At 37.1% G+C, this 17,540-nt stretch carries 15 protein-coding genes; 13 read left to right on the top strand and 2 right to left on the bottom strand.

Features of this window, described 5'->3' with window-relative positions:
* Nucleotides 1–7: 7 nt before the first annotated feature.
* The 11 genes from V7138_RS06775 to V7138_RS06725 all read left to right on the top strand — a co-directional run bounded on the left by V7138_RS06775 (nt 8) and on the right by V7138_RS06725 (nt 13,970).
* The gene (locus V7138_RS06775; protein ID WP_335395267.1) at nt 8–1,012 is read left to right on the top strand and encodes a zinc-dependent alcohol dehydrogenase; all 1,005 of its coding nucleotides are present in this window, start codon (nt 8–10) and stop codon (nt 1,010–1,012) included.
* 41 nt (nt 1,013–1,053) lie between these two features.
* Nucleotides 1,054–2,211, top strand: coding sequence for an N-acetylglucosamine-6-phosphate deacetylase (nagA, locus tag V7138_RS06770; protein WP_335395264.1), 1,158 nt, complete (start codon nt 1,054–1,056; stop codon nt 2,209–2,211).
* A 58-nt stretch (nt 2,212–2,269) separates the two neighbouring features.
* Complete coding sequence (locus V7138_RS06765; protein WP_335395262.1) at nt 2,270–4,153, top strand: beta-N-acetylhexosaminidase; 1,884 nt, start codon at nt 2,270–2,272, stop codon at nt 4,151–4,153.
* A 20-nt stretch (nt 4,154–4,173) separates the two neighbouring features.
* Entirely contained in the window at nt 4,174–5,517 is a 1,344-nt protein-coding gene (locus V7138_RS06760) for a GH1 family beta-glucosidase (RefSeq protein WP_335395258.1), read from the top strand.
* A 48-nt stretch (nt 5,518–5,565) separates the two neighbouring features.
* Nucleotides 5,566–6,570, top strand: coding sequence for a Gfo/Idh/MocA family protein (locus tag V7138_RS06755; protein ID WP_335395255.1), 1,005 nt, complete (start codon nt 5,566–5,568; stop codon nt 6,568–6,570).
* A 1-nt stretch (nt 6,571) separates the two neighbouring features.
* Nucleotides 6,572–7,546 (top strand): Gfo/Idh/MocA family protein, encoded by a 975-nt coding sequence (locus V7138_RS06750; protein ID WP_335395253.1) that lies wholly within the window; start codon nt 6,572–6,574, stop codon nt 7,544–7,546.
* Nucleotides 7,547–7,624: 78 nt separating this feature from the next.
* Nucleotides 7,625–9,202 (top strand): FAD-dependent oxidoreductase, encoded by a 1,578-nt coding sequence (locus tag V7138_RS06745; protein ID WP_335395252.1) that lies wholly within the window; start codon nt 7,625–7,627, stop codon nt 9,200–9,202.
* Between the two features lie 29 nt (nt 9,203–9,231).
* Nucleotides 9,232–11,073: a hypothetical protein gene (locus V7138_RS06740; RefSeq protein ID WP_335395250.1), complete on the top strand. Its 1,842-nt coding sequence runs from the start codon at nt 9,232–9,234 to the stop codon at nt 11,071–11,073.
* 16 nt (nt 11,074–11,089) lie between these two features.
* Entirely contained in the window at nt 11,090–12,655 is a 1,566-nt protein-coding gene (locus V7138_RS06735) for a hypothetical protein (RefSeq protein WP_335395248.1), read from the top strand.
* Nucleotides 12,652–13,269, top strand: coding sequence for an SGNH/GDSL hydrolase family protein (locus V7138_RS06730; RefSeq protein WP_335395246.1), 618 nt, complete (start codon nt 12,652–12,654; stop codon nt 13,267–13,269). The genes V7138_RS06735 and V7138_RS06730 overlap by 4 nt, the downstream gene beginning before the upstream one ends.
* Nucleotides 13,270–13,412: 143 nt before the next feature.
* Nucleotides 13,413–13,970: a hypothetical protein gene (locus V7138_RS06725; protein WP_335395243.1), complete on the top strand. Its 558-nt coding sequence runs from the start codon at nt 13,413–13,415 to the stop codon at nt 13,968–13,970.
* 330 nt (nt 13,971–14,300) lie between these two features.
* Here V7138_RS06725 and V7138_RS06720 read toward each other — a convergent pair whose 3' ends face one another.
* Nucleotides 14,301–14,642 (bottom strand): hypothetical protein, encoded by a 342-nt coding sequence (locus tag V7138_RS06720; protein ID WP_335395241.1) that lies wholly within the window; start codon nt 14,640–14,642, stop codon nt 14,301–14,303.
* A gap of 119 nt (nt 14,643–14,761) precedes the next feature.
* Nucleotides 14,762–15,808 carry an IS1595 family transposase gene (locus V7138_RS06715; protein WP_335395238.1) on the bottom strand — a complete coding sequence of 349 codons (1,047 nt, stop codon included), beginning with the start codon at nt 15,806–15,808 and terminating at the stop codon, nt 14,762–14,764.
* A 269-nt stretch (nt 15,809–16,077) separates the two neighbouring features.
* On the opposite strand from V7138_RS06715, the gene V7138_RS06710 reads away from it, so the two are divergent.
* Together V7138_RS06710 and V7138_RS06705 are read left to right on the top strand one after the other, a co-directional pair.
* Complete coding sequence (locus V7138_RS06710) at nt 16,078–16,770, top strand: ABC transporter ATP-binding protein (protein ID WP_438824325.1); 693 nt, start codon at nt 16,078–16,080, stop codon at nt 16,768–16,770.
* On the top strand, nt 16,767–17,519 hold the full coding sequence (locus V7138_RS06705) for an ABC transporter permease (RefSeq protein ID WP_335395233.1): 753 nt from the start codon (nt 16,767–16,769) through the stop codon (nt 17,517–17,519). The genes V7138_RS06710 and V7138_RS06705 overlap by 4 nt, the downstream gene beginning before the upstream one ends.
* Nucleotides 17,520–17,540 lie beyond the last annotated feature (21 nt).

The raw sequence follows: 17,540 nt of genomic DNA, 5'->3' as shown, positions 1-17,540 counted from the left end.
ATTTCAAATGAAAAGAATTGTAGCCCTCAACCAAAAAGTTGAAATCATTGAAGATGAAGTACCAAGCCTAGAAGGAAAGCCTTCTTATATATTAGTTAAAACATTGTATTCAGTCATTTCACCAGGCACTGAACTATCGATGCTATCCATTAGTGAAAATAAACAGGTTCATCTTGGTTACAGTGCAATGGGTGAGGTCGTTGAATGTGGTAGTGACATTACCGATGTGAAAAAAGGGGATCTTGTTGCTTGTTACGGTGCACCATATGTTCATCATGATGAAATATTAAGAGTTCCGAAAACCTTGTATGCTAAACTTCCCGAACATGTCGATCCGAAGGAAGCAGCCTTAGGCGGACTTGGTGCGATTGCCATTCATGCGCTTCGTATTGCAAATCTCCAATTTGGTGAAACAGCCGTAATCGTAGGATTAGGAGTATTGGGACAATTAATTGCCAAAATAGCCAATGCAGCAGCCTATAATGTAATAGCGTATGATCTTCACGAAAGTCGAGTAGAAATGCTGAAGGAAGACAATATTAAATCAGTTGCGACTGTTGAAGAGCTGGAAGAAGCTATTCGGGTTCATACCAAATCCCATGGTGCAGATGCCGTACTTTTATGTGCGGGAGGAAAGCGCTCTCCACTCACTTATGAATGTTTGAAATGGATCCGCAACAAAGGAAAAGCAGTCATCGTAGGTGACATTGAACCTGACTTTCCAAGAGACTTAATGTTTGGTAAAGAGGCTCAGTTACTTATTTCTCGAGCAGGTGGTCCTGGAAGATACGACAGTGTATATGAAAGGGAAGCAATTGATTATCCATATGAATATGTTCGCTGGACAGAAGGCAGGAACTTAGAGGAATATATTCGACTTATTAAAGAAAAACGGATTGATGTCAAGCCGTTTATTTCAGAGGTTGTTGAAATTGTAGATGCACCTCAAGAATTTGAAAATCTGTTAAATAAAGAATCTACTACACTTACAAAAATAATTAAGTATACGTAGTACGTGGAATTAGGCATAAAACGGAAGGGTTTTGAAGTCATATGATGTGTAACCACTTTTACTTACAAGGAAATGTTGTTACTGATAAGAGAATAGATAAAAATATGATCATCGAAATCAAAGATGGAAAAATCATTTTCGTTGGCAAAAAAAACATGGAAGATCTGCCTTACTACCAAGTAGAAGGGTGGATCTGTCCAGGTTTTATAGATACACATATACATGGTCTAAATGGTCAAGATTTTATGGATCGTACAAAGGAAGGTTTTTATCGCATTCAAAATGGGCTCCCATCTTTTGGTGTGACAAGTTTCTTGTCAACATCAAGGGCAGCCACTTTAGAAGATATTAAAACCTTCCTTTTATTAAGTAAACAAATAGTCGCCGAAAATCCTGGTGGTGCCCAATTATTGGGTGTTCATTTAGAAGGACCATGGATTAATCAAAAATTTAGAGGTGCTCAAAATGCGAAGTACATACTAGATCCAGCTATAGATGAAGTACAATCGATCCTTCGAATGGCTTGTGATGTGATACGAATTGTTACATTGGCGCCTGAGCTTCCAAACGCAACCGATGTAATTCAAGTATTAAAGGAAAAGAAGGTTGCCATTTCTGCGGGACATACAAATGCGTCCTATGAGGAAATGGAAAAGGCGATTAAATACGGCCTATCAAGAGTTACTCATTGTTTCAATGGGATGGGTCCGATAACACATCGTAATTTAACAGCTGCGTTTGCAGCGCTTGATTTACAAGAATTACATTGTGAGATTATTGCAGATGGCTTTCATGTGCATTCAAAAATAATTGAACTCCTTTACAAAATGAAGGGGGTTGATCAGATTACATTAATTTCTGATTGTACCGGGACCAATCAATTACCAGATGGGTGCCATCAAATCGGCGGTAAGACAGTCTTCAAAAAAGGCGGAAAAGTATCATTGGCGAACGGAAGCCTTGCGGGAAGTTCGTTAACGCTAGACAAGGCAGTTCAATATATCATTCACAATTGCCGTATTCCGATTGAAGAAGCAGTGCAAATGGCCAGCTATAATCCAGCTATTGTCAGCGGAGTTAGTGACCGTAAAGGCAGAATTGCAGTTGGATATGATGCTGATCTCGTCGTTTTATCAAATGAATTACAAGTAGAAAGCACCATAATAGATGGAGATTTCGTTTTCCGTAGTAATAAATAGATTTTTTTGAAATAAATAAAGAATTATTACTGTAAAAATTAAAGAGGAGGTATCGTATATGCAAATTAATTTATTGGGTGAAACAACTTCAATTTTAAAAGGATTAGAGTTATTAGCCGATGAATTGGGTATCGAATTAGATGAAAAAGGCTATCCGATTACCGTTATTCAAAGGAAAGGTCCTATCCATGTAAGCAATAAGAATGGAAAAGGTGAAATTTATTATCAGGAAAAAATTCATTTCTATCGTGCAATTGGCGTGTGGTTAGAGAATTATAAAAAGAATGGTGAATTTGAGGTAAAGGAACAGCCCCATTTTCAAACAAGTGGTGTCATGCTGGATGTATCTAGGAATGCCGTCTTAAAAGTAGATGAAGTTCAAGCACTGCTTAGAAAACTATCAATTATGGGATTAAATGTTGTCATGCTTTACACAGAGGATACTTATGAAGTACCAGATTATCCGTATTTCGGATATATGCGTGGTAGATACACAGAAGATGAACTTAAGACTTGTGATCAATATGCAGACGCCCTTGGGATTGAAATGATTCCTTGTATCCAAACTCTCGCTCACTTAACAATGGCCTTGAAGTGGGGCTATGCTAAGGAAATTAGAGATACTGCTGACATTTTATTAGTAGGTGAATCAAAAACTTATCAATTTATAGAAAGTATGATTCAGGCTGCTTCGAAACCATTTAAATCCAATCGAATTCATATTGGAATGGATGAAGCGCATCAGCTTGGACTTGGACGCTATTTAGATTTAAACGGATATGAGAATCGATTTGAGATTATGAATAAGCATTTAGAACAAGTTGTATCGATTGCAGAGCGTCATGGACTAAAACCAATGATTTGGAGTGATATGTATTTCCGCTTAGGATCAAAACATGGCGAATATTACGATGAAGACGTACATATTCCGCAAGAAGCGATTAATTCCATACCAAAAAATGTTGAGCTAGTATATTGGGATTATTATCATTCAGATGAACAGTTTTACCGTACTTATATTCAGAAACATAAGGAGTTAGGAAGAGATACTCTTTTCGCTGGTGGGGCTTGGACATGGAATGGGATTTCTCCAAACTATGGACGTGCGTTTGTAACGACAGAAGCTGCTTTATCAGCGTGTAAAAAAGATGGATTACGAGAAATTTTTACGACGTTATGGGGTGACAATGGTGGTGAAACCCCACTTACAACTGCATTACCAGTTATCCAGCTATATGCGGAACATACCTATCACCAAACAGTAACAAAGGAACATTTAGCAGAACGTTTCCTTTTCTGTACAGGTAACCATTTAGAGGATTTCCTTGCCCTCAATCGATTAGATGAAACGCCTGGAGTAATGGAAAATAATTTAAACTCCTCAAATGCTTCTAAATTTTTATTATGGCAGGATCTTCTTATTGGTTTATTTGATGAAAATATCCGTGGACTTGAATTGAATGCACATTATCAAAAATTAATTCCTGAATTAAGAGCTGCCAAGGAACGAAATCCTAATGCATCGTTACTATTTGAATTCTATGAACATCTTGCAAGTGTACTTAGTATTAAGTCGGAAATGGGAATTCGATTAAAAGAAGCCTATGACAATGTTGATAAGGAAACGGTGAAACTTCTTTTAACAGAGTTACAAACATTAACGAGCGAAATAAGTATTCTTCATAACAAGCATAGGGAGGTCTGGTTTTCCCTATATAAACCTTTCGGCTGGGAAATTATTGAATTCCGTTACGGTGGATTACTTGCCAGAATGGAAACGACTAAACTTCGAATTACACATTGGCTTGAAGGTTCAATCGAGAGAATTGAAGAATTAGAGGAAAAAAGATTAGTTCATGATGGTCCAAATGGGATCCCAGAAGGTTCGTTAGGTAATCATTTCTACCATCGAATAGCTACAGCAGGTAATTTTAATTGGTAAATTTGTAAGGAGGAAGGCAAATGCCGATTATACAGTTTCCAAAAGGGATGAAATGGGGAACTGCGACTGCTGCTTATCAAGTTGAAGGTGCAGCCTTTGAAGATGGGAGAGGGTTATCCATTTGGGATACCTTTTCCCATACCCCCGGTAAAGTAAAGAATAATGATAATGGTGATATCGCATGTAATAGTTATCATCGTTATGAAGAAGATATCGAATTATTGGACGAATTAGGCGTAAGTGTATATCGCTTTTCTGTATCATGGCCAAGGATTTATCCAAATGGTCAAGGAGAACTAAATCAGAAAGGGTTGTACTATTACCATAAATTAGTTGACCGTTTAGTGGATAAGGGAATTGAGCCTATGCTAACTCTTTATCATTGGGACCTCCCACAAGCATTACAGAATCATGGCGGATGGGCAAACCGGAATACCATTGATGCATTTAGCCAATACGCGGAAACCATTTTTAAGGAATTCAATGGGAAAGTAAAATATTGGCAGACGATAAATGAGCCGTTATGTGCTGCCTTTTTATCGAATTATCAAGGGGTTCATGCACCAGGGTATCAGAATCTTCAGCTTGCCATTGATGTATCCCACCATTTGCTCTTAGCGCATGGATCGGCTGTCAAGATCTTTCGTGAACTAGGGATTGAAGGTCAGATTGGTACTGCAACCAATACCACTTGGAGAGAACCCTACAGTAATCGTATTGAAGATATTGAAGCTTGTAAAAGAGAGATTGGACATAATATTGATTGGTTTTTAGATCCTATCTTTGAGGGCGTGTATCCAGAGTATTTGGTCGATTGGTTTAAAAAGAAGGGTGCAGAGCTTCATACTGAAGAAGGAGATATGGAAATCATACAGCAGCCTATCGATTTTATAGGTGTAAACTATTATTCCGGTAATGTCGCTCGTTATAAAGAAAATGAAGGATTACTAGATATTGAGAATATTGAAATCGATTATAACCATACACATATTGGCTGGCCAATCTATGCAGATGGCTTCTATAATGTGTTTCATTATCTTGTACAGCGTTATGGTGATATTCCACTTATTATAACGGAAAATGGAGCTTGTTGCGTGGATGATCTAGTTAATGGGAAAGTGAATGACCAAGACCGAATTCGCTATTACAAGCAACATTTAACGGCCGTTAATAGAGCCATTGAATCAGGTATTCCCATCATTGGTTATCTTGCATGGTCGTTAATGGATAATTTTGAATGGGCAGACGGCTATGGCAAACGCTTTGGTTTAGTCTATATAGACTTTCAATCACAAGAACGATTAAAAAAGGAAAGCTATCATTGGTACAAAGAAGTAATCGCCAATGGTTGCATGGAAATATAATTCATCCAATTAAGTAACTTTCGGAAGTTAAGGAAAGAGGTTGATTGTATGCAAAACATTTTATTGATAGGTGCCGGAACAATGGGTATGGTCCACGCTAGTGCCTATTATTTAATGAAAGATGTCAAATTAGTCGGAATTGTTGATATCAGAGAAGAGCAAGCTGAACAAATTAGAGGTGAGCACGATACAGCGATTTTCCAAACTTTAGAAGAAGCTGTTGAAAATCTCGAACGGATTGATGTGATCGATATTTGTGCTCCAACTTTTCTGCATAAAGAGTATGTGATAAAAGCTGCAAATTTAGGAATAAATGTTATATGCGAAAAGCCATTATCTAACTCCCTTCAGGAAGCTCAAGAAATGATTGATTACTGTAAGAAAAAAGATGTGAAGTTATTTGTCGGGCATGTGGTTCGCTTCTTTCCACAGTATGCAAAAGCAAAAGAGCTTGTTCAAAATGGCGCAATTGGAAATGTTGGTATCGTTCGAACAAGAAGAGGAGGAAGTTTTCCATCGGGATGGAGTGATTGGTACTCTGACCAAACTAAAAGTGGCGGCGTGATACTTGATTTAATCATTCACGATTTTGATTTTTTACGGTGGACTTTTGGTGAAGTGGAACGAGTATTTACGAAAGGACTTTCTGAGAAGGGACTGGAGCATCTCGATTATGCCATTGTTACATTGGTCTTTAAATCAGGTGTTATTGCTCATGTTGAAGGTACTTGGGATCATCAGACATTTTCCTCTCAATTTGAATTTGCAGGAAAAAGTGGAATCATTGATTATGATAGTTTAAAAGAAGAGCCTGTGTTCCTTTCAATTAGACAATCAAACGAGGAACAAAATGGTGTTGAGGTACCTCAAAGCCCTTTGAAAAAATCGCCGTATCATATTGAACTAGAGCATTTCTTAACATGTTTGCAAAAGAACGAAACACCAATTGTTACAGCCGAAGATGCATATAAGGCAATGGAGATATCTGTTGCTGCCCTCCAATCTTTAAAAACAGGATTACCGGTTTCAATAGGTCAGAAGGGGGAGAACTGATTTGAAAATTGGAATTATAAGTTTTGCTCATATGCACGCCCATAGTTACGCATCTGTCATCAAAAATATGGAAGGTGTCACATTAGCAGGAATATCCGATGAGAATGAAGAAAGAGGAAAGAAGTATTCCCAGCAATTCAATACAGTTTATTATCAAAATTACCACGACTTACTTGAATCTGATATTGATGCTGTTATTGTAACATCTGAAAACAGTCTTCATCATCGCCATGTACTTGCTTCAGCTCAAGCAGGAAAACATGTTTTATGTGAAAAACCGTTAGCTACCAATCTTAAAGATATCGAAGAAATGATAAGCGTGTGTGAACAACATCAAGTTCTGTTAGGTACAGCTTTTCCTGTTCGATTTAATACACCCATTCAACATGCTAAAAAAGTGATTGAAGAAGGGGTACTGGGAGAGATTTTAGCAATAAAGGGAACAAATCGGGGAACAAATCCGGGAGGCTGGTTTATTGACAAAGAGAAGTCTGGAGGCGGAGCGGTCCTTGACCATACGGTTCACGTTGTCGATATTATGAGATGGTTTACAGGAGCCGAGGTGAAGGAAGTTTATGCAGAAATCGGTAATGTATATATTAATCATCCAATTGATGATTGTGGAATTCTAACAATGGAATTTACAAATGGGATGTTTGCCACACTAGATTGCAGTTGGTCAAGAAACAGCTCTTATCCAACATGGGGCGATGTAACAATGGAAATTATCGGTACAAATGGGACATTAAAGATAGACGCATTCTCACAAAAAATGGATTATTATTCAAATCACGAAGGCCACAAATGGATTGGCTGGGGTGATGATATGGACGCCGGACTGATTGAGGATTTTGTCGCAAGTGTAAAAGACGGGAAATCGCCCTTAGCAACAGGATATTCAGGGTTAAAAGCAGTAGAGGTAGCACTAGCAGCGTATCAATCTTCTGAAAAAAGAAGCCCAGTAAAACTAATTTAAATAAAAATGGGATTTGACTAGTTTTGAATTCTAGAGCTTGAGTTACATCGATCTCACGAAAACGAAAGGGGTTATGCTATGAAAGTCTCCCAAGAACTGCAAACAGATATTGTCATTATTGGTGGAGGCCTTGGAGGATGTGCTGCTGCACTTTCTGCCTTACAATCTGGAAAAAACGTGGTTTTAACTGAGGAAACAAAATGGATTGGTGGCCAGATAACAAGCCAGGGTGTACCACCAGATGAGCATCCATGGATTGAAAGCTTTGGAGCAACGAAAACCTATCAGAGTTTCCGAAGAAAAATAAGAGAATACTATCTTTCAAATTTTCCAGTTAAGACCAAAAATCGGCTGAATGATCAATTCAATCCTGGTAATGCAATTGTTAGTAGAATAAGCCATGAACCGAGAGTAGCATTGCGAGTTCTTTACGATATGCTTGCGCCCTATATAAGCAACGGCAGGTTGACGCTACTAATAGAGTATAAAATCATTAAAGCTGAAACAGAAAATGATCAAGTTCGTTCTGTTACCGTTGAGCATTTAAGTACTGGCCATTCATACCAATTAAAGGGAAAGTATTACTTGGACGCTACAGAGTTGGGGGATGTTTTACCCCTTGCTGATGTTGAATATGTAATTGGAGCTGAATCACAGGCAGAAACAGGTGAAGCCCATGCACCAAACGAGCCACAACCTTACAATATGCAGGCTTTTACCTATTGTTTTGCCATCGATCATATCGAAGGGGAAGACCATACAATTGAAAAACCCGATCAATATGAATTTTGGAAAAACTATCAGGCAGAGTTTTGGCCAGCCAGACAATTAAGCTGGTGGGGACTTGTGCCTCATACACTGGAACCCATTGAATATTCCTTTTTTTACGAACCAGATCGTTTTTCACTATGGAACTATCGTAGAATTCTCGACAAACATAACTTTGAACCAGGAACGTTTCAAAGTGATATAACTGTCGTCAACTGGCCACAAAACGATTATTGGCTAGGTCCTATCATTGATGTAACCGATGAAGAGAAAGAAAAGCATTTGTATAATGCCAAACAATTAAGTTTATCCTTGCTTTATTGGATGCAAACGGAAGCACCTCGTCCAGATGGAGGGAAAGGATATCCTGGTATTCGCTTAAGAAAAGATGTTCTCGGAACAGAAGATGGCTTAGCGATGTATCCATATATCCGTGAATCAAGAAGAATTAAATCTGTATTTACCGTAATGGAACAACATATCAGCGGTGAAATAGATGGGAAAGAGAGTTCCACTTTCTTTGAGGATAGTGTGGGGATTGGAAGCTACCGTTTAGACCTACATCCTAGTACAGGATTGGATACTTATATTGATATCTCAACTCATCCATTCCAAATTCCTCTAGGGAGTTTACTACCAATACGGGTTGAAAATTTGTTACCCGCTTCCAAAAATATTGGTACTACCCATCTTACAAATGGTTGTTATCGATTACATCCTGTGGAGTGGAATATTGGGGAAGTGGCCGGCCATCTTGCAGCTTATTGTATTGACCATGAAATCATCCCACAAGCTGTGAGAAATCAAGAAGAAACCTTAAAGGATTTTCAGTCGCGTTTAGTAAAAGTAGGAATTGAACTTGATTGGCCTAAAATCCATAAAATTTGAATCAAGACAAAGAGTGGAGTGGATAAATATTGATCGCTCTAGTTGACAAAAGTATGCAAATGAAAAGCGTTGTGAGCCATACTCATTATTTTTCGGATATCAATCAGCTTTTAAAAGAGAACCTAGATCAATACTCTTTCATTTTTATTAATGGTAATGACAATGGGATTCCAATGAAATTATCGTACGAATTACTTGAAAAACTTTGGGATTTTATAAACAATGGTGGAATTTTATATGGAGAGCTCATTAACTGTGAGGACTTTCCGTCCTCTCGTCTTTTTGGCTTCAAACAGGATTTTACGGTGACGAACCGTCGACTAGAAAAACTTGTGATTTCTAATGATAACCACTTTTGTAAAAAAGGTAAGTTACTAGAATGGCAAGGTGCCTTTTTAACAGGCTTTACCTTTGATACGGAAAGGCTTTTAGATATCGGTCATTTCAAAGAGACCCATCAAACTGAAGAGAATGGTCAATACCCTGGAATTGTAGTGAAAAAACAAGGGAAAGGGAAAACCATTTTTTCAACGTTTTCTTTTTTAGGTAATGAACAGAAATGGACATTACGACCTAATTGGTTATGCAATTCCGTTATAAAATGGTTTCAGATGGAGTATCTTTTACCACTTCAATCAATCCAACCTATCATTCAACCATCAGAGAAATCTGATAATAAACAAACAATAGAAAAAGGGATGAACTGGTTTTTACATTCTGGAATCTTACCGAAAGATGATGCCAGTCTCGGAGTTTATGAGAATATCCATTCCATTCGAAGCGATATAAGTAAGGATTTTCGACCGGATTGTCATGCTCATACCGCACTTTTATTTTATCTTTATGGAGAATATAAGAAAGAGACTCAATGGACCCTGAGATCAAATCAATTATTAAACTATTTATTCGAAGCGGGTTATCAGGATACAGACCCGAACTCAGCTACATATGGTTTTTGGAAATGGTTCCAAAGCCCGAAAAAAAAGCCAGACCAAGTATTTTCAGATGATAATAGTTGGGTAGCCCTAGTTCTTTTATATTTATACCGCAAAACAGGTCAAATAGTTTACAAAGAAAGAGGACTATTAACAGCTTATGCTCTCTTACATACTCAAAATCAAAATGGTCTGCGCCCGGAATGTATCCGTGAACAAGAACTAATGGAAAAAGGAAGAGCGTACTTCCAGAATTCCACGTTGGCAAGTATGAACCCTCATTTTGAATCTATTGTCCACGCAGCCTTTATACAAGCGTATTGTGTGACGAAGGATGAAAAATTTTTAGAGACCGCTTACCAAGGTACGTTAACAATGCTTGAAAATAAAAGGGATTTGAAATTCATGTATAGCAAGACCGCTGGCTATAGTAGATTTCTTTTATCATTATCCCAAATGTATGCCGTCACTAAGAATGACACCATTCGGAAAGGTTTATTTGAAGTACTTGATTACTTATCTGAGAACCAGCATGAAAAAGGTGGAATTGAAGAAAGTGATAATCCAGATCCGGAACGATATGGTAAAGAAGATACCGGTGTGTTCCGAACGAATGGTGAAAGAATTGCGGACCAATTGTACACAAACAATTTCTTACTCATGAATGCTTGGGAGGCATGGAAAGCAACAGACGACTCAAAGATAAAAAAATTTCATGAGAAACTAGGTCACTATTTATCAAACATTCAAATCACTTCTCCAAAGAAGGAATTTGATGGTGGCTGGATGCGGTCATACCATTTAGCCAGTGGGGAATATTTTGGAAATAATGGTGACACCGGTTGGGGTGCATATGTGATAGAAAGTGGATGGACAAATGCAATAATCTTATCTGGCTTTATTTTAAAAGAATTAAATCAATCTCTTTTAGATTAATGTGAGTAGGTGTGAAATGGTGGTTAGATGTACAACTCTAAAAAATGACGTAACAATATTGTTTGCGAAAGCAGAGCTGCTCAAGTATACAGGTCTGGTTCAAGAGCCTATCACGTTTTCATTTGTGTTAGGGCTGGATCAAGATTTTATAGAAACAGGCTTAATCGAACAGTCTCTATTAAAAGATGATCCATCTATTGATGCTTTTCAATTCATACAAAAGGAACGAGAAATTTACATTATTGGAAACAATGATAGATCAGTACTTTATGGTGTTTATCATCTTTGTAAAAAATTATTTGGGTACAAATGGGTTCACTTTTTATCTAAAGAAAAAATTGGATACAGGGAAGACTGTTTTTTAACATCTGACATTCAAAGTGGAAGCATGGTAAGAAGAGGCTTGGTTATTGAAAATTACGATGACATTCCTTTTTTAACACAAATCATCGATTGGGCAGCCAAACAATATATCAATGAGTTATTTTTTACTTTTATGTTATGGGATAAAGTAAAACATACAATAGAGGAAGAGATTGAAAAACGAGGACTTACCGTTACAATCGGCGGCCATAGTATGCATTATTTATTAATGGATTCCAAGGTTTCTGAAAAAAGACAGATTGATTTTTCAGATGATAGCTGGAAGCTTCCACTGATCGATAAAATTAAAAGTTACAGTGAAAAAACAACTTCCATTAAACGAGTATCGTTATGGCCGGCGGATATAGGGACAAACGATAATAAAGGTTTTTTAGCTCGTTACATCGAATTCACTGAACTCATAAAACGTGAGATTCCTTCTATTGAAGTCGAGCATATTGCTTACAATGCTGGCTTATCATGGGATATGTTAGAACTTCACGATGGGTTACATGTCTCTAGTAAAGTAAATACGCTATTTGCTTATTGGGGAAGAAATTATCAGCAATCATTTATAAAAGAAGAGAGAGCGTTTGAGGCTTTACAGGAATGGTGTTACAGAACAAAGGCTAATCAGAAGGAAATCACTATTTTTGAATATTATAGTGACCATTATATGTTGGGCGATTTATTTCCTCCTTTATTTCACAGAATTCATGAGGACATAAAAGTGTACGCTAAGATAGGAATCAAGCGCATGGTTAATCTAATTGTTCCTTATATTCCAAAAGAGGATGAGAAAAAGTTAAATCTAGATTTTCCATGGGAATCCTTACAATTGATGAACAGTTATTTTTTTGCACGGTTAACTTGGGGAGATAACTTCGAGGAGATTGAAGCAGATTTCTATTCCATCTTCGAAGAGCATCAAATAAAGGCTAAACAATCGATTGAGAAATTGGAATCTGTCCTTTCGGAAGTTTCGAAATGGAATGTGCCTCTATTTCCATATCGAGTAATCGACCCTGAGAGAGTAGATCAGCATGAAGAATTAAGTGTAATTATCACTGACTTAACAAATTGGAAAAGGGAACTCGAACCATTAAAAGTCGACTCTCGATCGGATATAGATAATCCCAACAGCCTGATAACTTTTTATAGTTATTATGTGTGTGAAAAACTAGAGAATTATTTACATACATGGAGGGGAAAAGTGTGAAACAACGAATTGTTTTTATTGGTGACAGTATTACATGGTGGGGCATCAATGAGGGTGATAGCATAGGTACAGGGTATGTGCGATTGCTTCATGATTATTTGAAAGTTTCCAATCCTCAAAGGGATTTCGACGTGATAAACAAAGGGATTAGCGGAAATCGGGTAATCGATCTAGCTGAGCGGTGGGACCAAGATGTTATTTCGTTTCAACCTGATATTGTTTCGATTTCCATTGGAATCAACGATGTATGGAGACAAATAGATACTCCTGACATGGAACAAGTGTTTCCACAACGCTTTGAAGAAGTATTTGAAAATCTTCTGATAAAGACTAAGGAGAAAACGAAAGCTTCAATCATCTTAATGGAACCAACTGTTATATCAGAGGAGGTTTTGGGAAAAGGAAACAGTATGCTAAAACCTTATATTGACATCATCCATCGATTAGCAGAAAAATATAATGCGGTAATGGTCCCAACACATCAGGCATTTATTTCATTTTTAAAACATAAGAAGGATATTCCTCTTACAATAGACGGTGTTCATATGAACTCCTTGGGCAATATGCTTATGGCTAAAACTTGGATACAAGCAACAAAAGATTTGTTTGAATAATTATTTCTATTAAATGGAGTAAGAGTGTTTATGCTTACTCTCTTTTTTATGTAATGTTAATAGAGTCACCCAGAATCTAACACTTTTCGACACCCCTATAAAGGTATAATGAGAAAAATGAATAAGTAGGGAGGTTTCGAGTTTTGCTAGATTCTAGTATTGAATTTAAATTAAGCAGTGCGGAAAAACAATTAATTATAAAAGGAATTAAAAATGGATTAGAGCGTTTTTATAAGGATAGAGAGGGCAAATCCGCACTCATCACCGAAAGAAACTTCATCTCCAGACAACGTGCCTCATATGTTTTCGACTCCATCTATCACATCACGAATCAACATCCAGAATTAAATGTAACACCTGAAATTCGAACAGCAGGTCTATCCTACGAGTATGTCTTGGTCTTTTTTGAAACTAGAAAAATTGTCGTCACCTTCAGCCAGGTAAAACGTCCTGAAGATCTGCCTGAATACAGTGAATATCGAAACGAGTACACCGAAGGAAATCGCCTATACAATCCACAGCTTTCTTTTTTTAGGGAAGAGGATGAGTATAATCTTAAACACTACAAACACCTCGTCGTCACCTTCAATGGCTCACACGGTCCAGATCCACTTTTTGTTTGGATCGGTGCCACAACACCTGAGCAGAATGCATGGATTTATCATGAGGAATTAAAGCTAGGTGTTGAGGTGGGGAGGTAAACAGCTGAACATTAGAGTTTATGAACGGGCTTTTGGTTATACTTGGAAAGTTTCATTCAACTGGTAAAACTCAAATATAAAAATGTCACCATATAATGAGTCCTTTTACCAACTATTTCACTAATAATTAAGGAGACTGTCATTTATCACGGTCTCCTTTTTTAATTGGCTCTGTTAAAGTTTATTGTTGATAATATATTAAAAGGAAAACGGAACTTCCATAAGCTTGGAAGTTCCGTTTGTTTTATTGTCTTATTGAACTAACGCCCCGATAGTTTAAGTGTATTTATTCGCATAGAACTATCCAAAATAGTTCTCTATATGCAATTTCTAATAATCTAACTGCTTTAAACTCAATAATAAACCATCATCTGTAATCTTTTTAATTTTGTATAACATTAACTTTCTGTCAATTATTTTATCCGTTTTATCTTCTTTACTGAATGAAATTCTTACTGCATTTATTGCATAAATAAGAATTGATAACACACCTGCACTTCCTAAGGCCACTCCTATACTTTCGTTCTCTGGAGGATGAGTATCCATAATCTTTCTTATGTCTTTATAATAGTCTCCTTTAATAAGGATATATTCAGATTTTACCTCTAAACCTGCTAATAACTCAGTTCGATTATGTGCTTCATAAGCTTCTATACCGTTCTCTTTGTACATAAAAACCCACCTTTCAAGTGTCATTATAATTATATGAATAAAAATAAACTAAATGTTCGATTTTTTCTAATTTTATTTATTCGACTAAACTGCCCCGTTAGTTGATAAAAGAAATAACCTTAAACAGTAAACTTAGATAATCTAAGTGTATCATACGTTTCTATATTTGGAATTAAATTCCCTTTTATTATCATATCGTTCAACGTAACTTCATTTCTCTGATGATGGATGCTTTCTAATACTTGAAACCACGCAAGGTAATTGTTCAGATATTTGGTCGCCACACCGTTAAAACGTTGAATCCAACCTTTCAGTCTTCGGTGGTAGTTGTTGACATTCTGGATGTGATATAGACCCTTGGTGCGAATTTTACCGTCAGACTTAAACTGGTATATGGCTATATCCTTTTCGGTGGCATAGGTTTTAAATGCACGCCAAGCATCAGTGCATAACACATTCTCATTGGAAAGTTTATGACCGATGGCTTTGTCAAATTGCTCTTTGGTTAATCGTCCCATACCTAACGTCTGTGAGAAGGTCACCTTGTCGCGGTCTCTTGCGACCAGGACACATACCTGTTCGTTGCTTATGCCACGTTTCTTGGCGGAACTGCCCCGTTTACGTGGCTTTCTATTTTTAATCTTTCTTTGCCCTTTTTCAGAGTAAAGGAAATAAGTCTCATCCATTTCAACGATACCTTGGAAACTTGAGACCTCCATTTGTTTTAATGCTGTTAGGAACTTGTGCCTCCAATATAATGTGACGTGTGTGACGTTACCAATCAATTCTGCTGATTTACGAAGAGAATAACCTTCTATCATACATTCTATAAACTTCATCCAACGATTGAGATGACGGGTTCGATATAATGCAGTATTGGTGAGGTCAGTGAATGTTTTTTTGCAATCCCTACAGCGATAACGTTGTTTCTTCATTTCTTCACCATCTACGATAGTAGTATATTTTCCAAATCGTACTATGTGTTCTGACTCGCAATCAGGACACCGATAGCCATTCCTATTTTTACGTTCTGAGATTTCTTCCAGTACCGTTCCAGTGGATAATGAGGCAGTAAGAGCATCGATTAAATATTCCCGTAACCGATGTTTTTCTGCTGGATTAAGTTTTTGAATAGCTTTAAGGATATCGGTTGCTCTCACAGTCATCACCAACTACTCATATTTGATGACTTCATTATAGAACGTTGGTTCGGTTTAAGCGAATATCAACACCTAACTTTAACAGAGCCTTTTAATTAAGCTACTTTAAGTAATTTATACATGAGTATAAAATTGTGTGTGATATAAAAGGGACATAATATACAAAAATGAATTAAAACTTTTCCAGTAAAGCTACCTATATGATATCTTAAAGATAACGTGTTAAAGGAAGTGACCAAGTGCAAACATTAAAACCAGCTATTCATTTTAACCGTATGAATTTTCATGCGGATAATAAGCATATTTTAAAAAATATAACAGGATCCTTCTATGAAGGAACGATTACGACCTTGGTTGGACCATCAGGAGCTGGCAAATCAACACTTCTAAAGCTTTGTAATGGTCTTCTGTCTCCTGACTCCGGTGAAATTTATATTAAGGAAAAGGAAATCCATACATATGAACCTGTTGCATTGCGTAGGATTGTCGGGATTGCACTGCAAAATGCACCAATGGTGAACGGGTCTGTGTTTCAAAATTTAGCATTACCACTTACACTGCAAGGAAAAAAACTGGAGGAAGGTAAAGCAAAGGATTTATTAGATGACGTTGGATTAGAAGTAGAATATTTGCAGCGAGATGTGCGTGATTTATCAGGTGGACAGCGTCAGAAGGTATCCATTGCGCGCACGCTTGTAAATCATCCAAAAATTATGTTATTGGATGAAATCACTTCAGCACTTGATCGAGTCTCTAAAACCGAAATCGAGGAATTGATTGTTAAAATCAATCAGAAGTACAACGTAACTATGATTTGGATTACCCATAATCTCCAACAAGCCATCGACATCGGAAACTACGTTTGGGTGTTAATGGAAGGAGAAGTTATGGAAACGGGAAAGAGCACTTTATTGAAATCTCCAACTCATGAAAAAGTAAAACAATTTGTGAAGGGGGAGATGGCATGAGTACACTTGCATTAGCGATTGCCCTCATTTTTGTTCTTATTCCGATCTTTCTATCGAAAACTTTTAACCTTGGCTTGGAAAAAGACACAACAATTGCAGTTGTACGCTCCATTATACAACTCTTTGCAGTTGGTTATATTTTAAAATTTGTATTCGAAACGGAAAGTCTTATTTATATTTTTCTAATGGTCGTTGTAATGATCGTTGCGGCTACTCAAAATGCAAGGAAAAAGGGGAAAGCGATCAAGGGTATTACATGGAAAATTGCTGCAACCTTGATTTTTATGGAGGTCCTCACACAGGCTATTCTTTTAGGATTTAAGATTACTCCGGCAACCGCCCAGTACATCATTCCCATTAGTGGTATGGTCGTGGGAAATTCAATGGTGCTTGCTATCCTGTTTTTAAACAGGTTCACAGCAGAAGTGGATACACATCAGGAACAGACCGAACTCATCCTTTCCTTGGGTGGGACGCCAAAACAAGCGATTCATACACAGCTCATTACTTCAATAAAGGCAAGTATGATTCCGACCATTGAGAGTCAAAAAACGATTGGACTCGTTCAACTGCCTGGAATGATGAGTGGTCAAATCATCGCAGGTGCAAGCCCCATCCAAGCTGTTCAATTTCAATTACTTGTTCTTTTTTTACTATTAACTACAGCAGCTGTAACCAGCATTATGCTTGGTTTTTTATCCTATCCAACACTATTTAACCAACGCATGCAATTTTTAAAAATGAGGTAAACCTTATCTAAAACCCAAAAT

The organism is Bacillus sp. JJ1533 (assembly GCF_036965045.1).
Taxonomy (GTDB): Bacteria; Bacillota; Bacilli; order Bacillales; family Bacillaceae_L; genus Ferdinandcohnia.
This window is presented reverse-complemented; position numbering and strand designations above follow the sequence as displayed.